The sequence below is a fragment of the Streptomyces sp. bgisy027 genome (assembly GCF_057710365.1).
The window spans coordinates 1-6,859 of sequence record NZ_JBYIVZ010000108.1 but is presented as its reverse complement, the minus strand read 5'-3'; the positions used below and the strand labels follow the sequence as shown (position 1 = coordinate 6,859).

Annotated in this window: 4 protein-coding genes; 2 read left to right on the top strand and 2 right to left on the bottom strand. The window is 68.9% G+C overall.

The features are described 5' to 3' along the window. Window positions 1-678: 678 nt before the first annotated feature. Together AC3ETA_RS47410 and AC3ETA_RS47405 are read left to right on the top strand one after the other, a co-directional pair. Complete coding sequence (locus AC3ETA_RS47410; RefSeq protein ID WP_432199106.1) at window positions 679-1,410, top strand: prepilin peptidase; 732 nt, start codon at window positions 679-681, stop codon at window positions 1,408-1,410. 419 nt (window positions 1,411-1,829) lie between these two features. Beyond that, window positions 1,830-3,686, top strand: coding sequence for a DUF2637 domain-containing protein (locus AC3ETA_RS47405; protein ID WP_432199105.1), 1,857 nt, complete (start codon window positions 1,830-1,832; stop codon window positions 3,684-3,686). A 432-nt stretch (window positions 3,687-4,118) separates the two neighbouring features. Here AC3ETA_RS47405 and AC3ETA_RS47400 read toward each other — a convergent pair whose 3' ends face one another. Together AC3ETA_RS47400 and AC3ETA_RS47395 are read right to left on the bottom strand one after the other, a co-directional pair. Further along, entirely contained in the window at window positions 4,119-4,607 is a 489-nt protein-coding gene (locus AC3ETA_RS47400) for a hypothetical protein (protein WP_432199104.1), read from the bottom strand. Between the two features lie 267 nt (window positions 4,608-4,874). Then, window positions 4,875-6,491, bottom strand: coding sequence for a serine/threonine protein kinase (locus AC3ETA_RS47395; protein WP_432199103.1), 1,617 nt, complete (start codon window positions 6,489-6,491; stop codon window positions 4,875-4,877). Between the last annotated feature and the right edge of the window lie 368 nt (window positions 6,492-6,859).

Genomic DNA, 6,859 nt, shown 5'->3' with positions numbered 1-6,859 from the left:
GAATGCTTCCAGGAAGGGGTTGGTCTGCCTCGATCGCCGCCGCGGTGTGCTGCCGTCTGCCGCCCGCGGGGCTCTGGCTGCGTTGATCCGTGCCGGTGTCGTCGATTGTGTGGTTTCGCTGAACTGGGACACTGGCGTCCTCGAGTCCGTCTGCCGCTGCCGCTGCCGCTGCCGCTGCCGGTACGGAGCGGTGATCCCCGCCGGGTTCTTGTTCAAGCGGCATGGTGATGCCGCCCGTCCGGAACAGCTGTCGATGCTTGCGCGCCTGCCCGGGCATCCTCACCCCGGATTTCACGGACCGTATCGGTCACCTGGTTGCGGATCCTCTCCGGAACTCTCCTCATGGTCGGCTGCTGGGAGCGGGACCGCGTTGTCATCGACCTCGTCGCCCCGTTGGACCAGGGGTGGTGTGTCTGCCGCGTCGGCCCTGACGTGCCCGGTGGCGACGACATTGCCCTCCGCGGCCGATGCCGTCCTGGCCGGCTTCGTCGACGGTGTCATCGTCTCGGGCGTCGGCGAGGGCGCCGACGGTTGGGAGTTTTCCGGTGTTCAGTTCGCCGTTGAGGTCAGATGGCGGAGCCGGGAAGAGCACTGTTGCGGCAGGCCTGCCTGATTTTGCAGGGATGCGCGTGCACCGGCGTCCGGGCGTCCGGGCGTTTGAGTCTAGGCTTCCTTGGGGTGGAGACCGTCCTGATCGTTACGGCTGCTGTGTTGTGGGGCTGGAGCACGGGTGTGTTCCTGCCTCGTCCTGCGTACCGGTTGTGCGTGCCGGGTGAGGAAGCGTGGAGGTCGGCGTGCCCGGCTGGCCATCCCTTTTCCGGTGTCGGTGGCGGCTGGGTGGGGCGTGCGCGTTGTGCCGCCGGTGACAGGTACGGCCCGAGTACGCTCTCTGCCGCCTCCTGCGTGGCGGTGGTCTGTGCGTTGCTGGCGGTCGCGGTCGGGCCCCGCCCCGAGCTGGTGGTCTGGCTGCTGCTTGCTCCGGCGGCCGTGCTGCTTGCGATCATCGATTTCGCGGTGCACCGGCTGCCTGACGTGCTCACCCTGCCGCTGGCCGCAGCGGTGCTCTTGCTGCTCGTGGTCGCCGCTGTGCTGCCCGGTTCCGCAGGCAGCTGGAGGTCCGCGGTGCTCGGCTCTTTCGTTCTGGGCGCCTGCTTCTTCGTCTTCTTCCTCCTCAGCAGGGGCTTCGGGTTCGGTGATGTGAAACTGGCCCTCGTTGTGGGGGCTGTCCTGGGCTGGTACGGCTGGGCGATCGTTTTGGCCGGGACCTTTGCCGGGTTCGTGTTCGGCGCGCTGTACGGGATCGGGCTCGTGCTCGCGGGCCGGGCCGACCGTGGGAGCCCGGTTCCTTTCGGCCCGTTCCTGCTCGCAGGGGCTGTGGCCGGCGTGCTCCTCGGCTCCGAGGTCTCCTGAAGCCAGGACCCGAAAGCCGGCGGGACGCTGGGGCGGGTGTCTTGTGCCGGTGGGGCACGGGCTGCGTGCCGGCCGGTCAAGGATCGCGCCGCGACGGGCTGCTGAACGGCGTGAGGGGAGGGCGGTGACCGACCGGGCAACCGCGTCCTTGGCCAAGGCGGGCCCCAGCGCCGTGAGTTTGCGTGCCGCCATGCCCCGCCGGCTCGTCGGCCACACCCGGTCCTCAGCGGACGGCGGCCTGCCCGTTTGCGGTGGTTCGGCTGGAGCGATCCGGATCCGGCGAGCCGGGCGGGACAGGGATACCCGTCGGCGTGCAGAGGGAGCTGCATCTGGCAGCAACCGATCCGCTTGCATCCTGACCCGGACATGAAAGTGTGAGTGGTGGTCAGTTGTGCAACGGAGACAGGGGGGAGTGGGACGTGGCAGCGGGGAACGGTGAGGCACCTCGGCTGACCAGGGCACATCGGATACTCATCGGCGTTGTCGTGGCAGGCGCGGTGATCATCGCCGGGATCGGGTTCGCCGGTTCCTACGCCGCCGTCCGTGAACTGGCCCTCGACAAGGGCTTCGGGACCTTCTCCTACGCCTTCCCGATCGGCATCGATGCCGGTATCTGCGTCCTGCTGGCACTGGACCTTCTGCTGACGTGGACCCGTATCCCGTTCCCGCTGCTGCGTCAGACTGCCTGGCTGCTGACGGCCGCGACGATCGCCTTCAACGGTGCCGCCGCCTGGCCCGACCCGCTGGGCGTCGGCATGCACGCCGTGATCCCCGTCCTGTTCGTGGTCGCCGTCGAGGCGGCACGCCACGCAATCGGCCGGATCGCCGACATCACCGCTGACAGGCACATGGAAGGCGTCCGCCTCACCCGCTGGATGCTCTCACCCCTGCCCACGTTCCTGCTGTGGCGCAGAATGAAGCTGTGGGAACTGCGCTCCTACGAGCAGGTCATCAGGCTGGAGCAGGAACGCCTCGTCTACCAGGCGAGTCTGCGGTCCCGGTTCGGCCGCGGCTGGCGCCGCAAGGCCCCCGTTCAGTCGCTGATGCCTCTTCGCCTCGCCCGCTACGGAGTGCCCCTGTCCGAGACCGCACCGGCGGGTCTGGCCGCAGCCGGCATCGACGAGCCGCCCATCCAGTTCGCTGATACGCGGACATGGCTGCCGGTGCAACGCCCAAACCCCGAACTCCAGGAAGCCTTCGAGCAAGCGCCTGAGTCGACGCTGTTCGGCACCGAGCCGCCGCCCTCCGCGGCACGCTTCGCAGGTCACGACCACTCGCACGACAAGGACGGGCACGTCGCACCGAGCGATGAGCGCCTGACCGACGCCTACCGGGCCTGGACTGCGGCCTTCGGGTCGGAGCCCACCAGCACACAGTTCGCCCTGTGGCTCAAGGACCACTACGGCATCGCCACTGCGGCCGGCGGGCCGCTGACCGACGAGCAACTGGCGCCCCTGCTGCACGTCCTCCAGCAGCGCTACACGCAGTCAGCCGAAGCTGAACCCGAAGCCGAGCAGGACACAGACGACGGGTGGGGCGACTACTTCTACAGCGCCTGGCTCACCTACGCGCAGGAGCGCGGCGCATACCCGGACGCCACGACCCTCGCCGCCTACGTCCACCAGCGAGATCAGATCACCGGCGCCGGCGGCCGGCCCATCACAGGCGCAGACCTTGCGGACTTCGTCCGGGCCTTTCAGCAACGTGAGTTCGACGAAACGGAACCGCCCGCGCCGGCTGCCCCTGAGGCCCAGCAGCGAGCCCAAGAGGCCCTGCCGGCCGAGGAAATACATTCGGTGACGCAGGCGGCCGGCCTGGGAGCGCAAGCAGCCAAAGACAGGCGCAATCCTCGGGTGAACGCCGCGATCGGCGACGCGGAGCAGGACGAGGGCCGTACATCTGCCGAACCTGCCGCCCTCACCACAGTGGACCGCTACTACCTGGCTTGGGCCCAATACCAGAGCGGTCACGGGGAAGAGCCCAAGGCTGAGCAGCTCTCCGCCTATCTCGCCGGCAAAGACATGACAGGCCGTAGCGGGAAACCGGTCAGCCCGTCCACCCTGCGCCGCTACCTCCTGCCGTTCCGCGTCTACACCCTCTGGGCTGAGCAGCGCATGATCAGCGAGAACCCTCCGCCCGGCGCCATCGCGCAGGAGTGCGCAACCCGCGGGATCACCGCCCAGCACAACAAGCCGCTCACAGCTGACTACATCATCGAGCAGGCAGACGACTTCGAGCGGCGCTGGCGTGTACTCCATACCGAGGCACACCTGTAACACGCCCTGCCTTCCACGGTCCGAGCGCTCCGGGCTGACCGGTGATCCAACTCGGCTTCGTGACCCACACTGCTCCTCCAGCACCCAGACGCCCTGGTGGTCGCCTTGCCGTCCGGCGTCTTCGCGCCGACCCGCCCGGCGGTCAGGGCGGCTCCGGCGTTGCCGGGGCCCAGTGCACGGCGGACCGCGTACAGGTCGACGGCATGGGGGTCCCTAGGTGGCCAGGCTGTAGACGGCGGACAGTAGTGGGATCGACTCACCTCCGCCTGCGCGGAGACCACTTCTTCAGCACCGCGTCCCGGCGGGTGACCTGCGACTCACCTCCGCTCGAGCGGAGGCGTCCCGGCCGACCTCGGGTATCGGGTGACGCCGCAATCCTGCTCTCCGTGCGAGCGGAGGTGAACTGGCCCTCCAGGCGCGCACGGATGCTGGTCAGTGGGCTTTGCGTGCTGCGGGTGTGGGGTTGTTGAGGAGGTGGTTGATGAGTTGGAGGGTTTCTGTTTCCAGAGAGCAGTCCAGTGTCTGGTTGACATGCTGGACGCGGGTGATGGCGGTATGCAGGCCTTGCCGGTTCCCGGCCGCGTGCTCGATGCGGAGCCAGTCCCGGTACAGGAGCTCCGCCGTGTCATCGACGTCAAGGCCGGTCACGATGGCCTGGCGCGCCGCGCTGAGGTCATGGTGCGGCGCTGAACAGTAAAGCGCCCATGCCGGCCGCCGGGTGGGCCAACGGCCAATCCGGCGCGCTATCGGGTCCGCCTCCGCGTGCCGGGTCAGAAAGCAGTCAGGAGCCGGGCATTTGAACGGGAAGCTTTGACAGCCGGGCAGTTCTATGACCAGCGTGAGCGGGGGCGTGTCTTCGTATGGCAAGTCCTTCGAAGAGGCGCCGCGCGCCGTGATCGTGGACTGGACCTTCGCTGACATACGTCAAGTTCTTGTGCTGCTTGGTCCTGCGCATCAAGCACCCGGTGTAGGCCGCGGGCCGTGCACGGACGCGCTGGTGGAGTGCTGCCAGGCGTGTGGCAAATACGTCTTCGTCTAGTCGGACAGCTGGTGGTCGACGGTCTTCGAGCAGCGCGGCTGTGCACGGCCCCCGGCCGTTGCTTTCGTAGCCGCCTCCCTGCGCTTCCACGGACACCGGCGCTGCCGCATCTCCGCCCGTCACTCGCTGAGGCCGCACGGCCGGAGGGGTTAGACGCGGCAGCTGTCGAGGTGGGTGACTTCGCGGTAGTCGGTGATGATGGGGTTGGCCATGGATTCGCGGTAGACAAGGACGGCGCGGCCGTAGGGCCAGTTGGTGTCGTTGGTGAAGTTCTGCTGGGCTTCGGAGCAGCTGCCGAACATCAGGCCGCGCACGAGGTCGGTGAGGGCTGTGTCGTCGCGGTAGTCCTGTCCTTCCGGATAGATGCCGGGGCCGAAGGTGACGAACATGCTCTGGGCTGCGGGGTTGAAGGTCACGGTCACGGTGTCGTCCATGTACTGCTGGTCCTGAAGCAGGGGTGTGGCGTCCGTGATCAGGTTCTGCGCGGCGGTCTGCTCGGCCGGTGTGGCCGGCAGGCGTGCCTTGGCCCATTCGTCCACGTTGGGTTGGGCGTTGTCGCTTCGGGTGTAGGCGGGGGAGGGGGCGTCGGCGAGCGGCTTGGGCGTGGGCGACGTGGCCGGGGCGGGGCCGGAGGTCGCGGCGGGTCCGGCTGTGCGAGGGACGGATTGCTGGGCTGCGGCGGGGGCGCTGCTGGTGTGTCTGCTCGGTGTGGGTGTTTGGCCGCGGGCGGTGTCTGATGATTTCGAGGTGGCAGCGAGGGCGCCGGCGAGGCTGCCGAGGACAGCAGCGGCTATGCCGACGGCTAGAAACAGGCGGGTGCGGCTGCTGCGTGGGGGCGGGGCGGGCCAGGCGCTGTCGGTTTCTGCCGTCAGGTCCCAGTGGGCGCTGACGAGGTCGGCTATCAGTGTGGGCTGCTGGTTGGTGGGGGTGAGGACGGCGGTCTTCTGGACGGCGAGCAACTCGGCGCACGTATCGGCGAGTTCAGCAGCATCGGGCCGGTCGGTGGGTTGCTTGGCCAGCGCCTGCTCTATCAGGTGCCGCAGGCCGGCCGGCACGCCGTCCAGGTCGGGCTCGGCCTGCATGACGCGGAAGGCCACCGCATCAGGTGCGCCGGCGCCGAAGGGGAGGCGGCCGGTCGCGGCGTAGGCGAGGAGGGCTCCCCAGGCGAACACGTCGCCTTGCGGGCCGACGGCTCCGGTGCGGTAGTGCTCGGGACTGATCCAGCCCGGGGTGCCGGTCATCACTCCGGTGCGGGTGACGGACGTGCCGTCCAGGGCGTGGGCAATGCCGAAGTCCAGCACCTGCGGCCCTGACGGGGCCAGGATGACGTTGGGCGGTTTCACATCCCGATGCACGACGCCCTGGGCGTGCACGGCGGAGAGCGCGGCTGCGGTGCCGGCAGCCAGCGCATACAGGACCGCTCCTGCCAGCGGCCCGTTGGCGGTCACATACCCTTCGAGGGTGGGGCCGGGGACGAAGGGCGTGACGAGCCACGGAGCTACGGCTTCGGTGTCGGCGTCACGGACCGGGACCAGGCACGGCCCGGTGACCCTCTGGGAGAGCTGTACCTCCCGCCGGAATCGGGCCCGGAACTCATCGTCGGCGGCCTGCGCCGGGTGCACGACCTTGACGGCAACACGTTCACCGGTGGACGTGAGGGCGGCGTACACCGTGCCCATACCGCCGGACCCAAGCCGCCCCACCACACGGTAGGGGCCTATCTGGCGCGGATCGCCTTGGCGCACCGGTTGGACGCGGCTGGACATGACGGATCCCCCTGGCGGTTCAACGGCGCACATCGGCCGCAACGATGGGCAAATCGTATCGGCGCAGCGAGCGACTCAAGTGCCACAGGCCGTCCCCTCGCAACTCCTGATGGCTCAATAGCGACGTAGGACCTGGACGGTGTCGGCCACCCAAGGCCTGCAGAGTCGCGGCCTTATTGACGGTCGGCCTCTGGCACCCGAGAGCAGCTACACGCCACGGTCGTCGGATCGGGCGCGCCTCTGGGCGAGTGGACGGCAGCCAGGCGGGAGGCCTGGGGCTCAGGGCCGGGGCGCGACCGGGTCAGAGTCGAAGAGCGGCTACCTTTCGGGCAGGGCCGACGTGCACGGGTCCCATGCGGGCGACTGTG

Coding starts and splice junctions, on each gene's coding strand:
- AC3ETA_RS47395 (WP_432199103.1), bottom strand. CDS start 6,491: ATGTCCAGCCGCGTCCAACCGGTGCGCCAAGGCGATCCGCGCCAGATA.
- AC3ETA_RS47400 (WP_432199104.1), bottom strand. CDS start 4,607: ATGTCAGCGAAGGTCCAGTCCACGATCACGGCGCGCGGCGCCTCTTCG.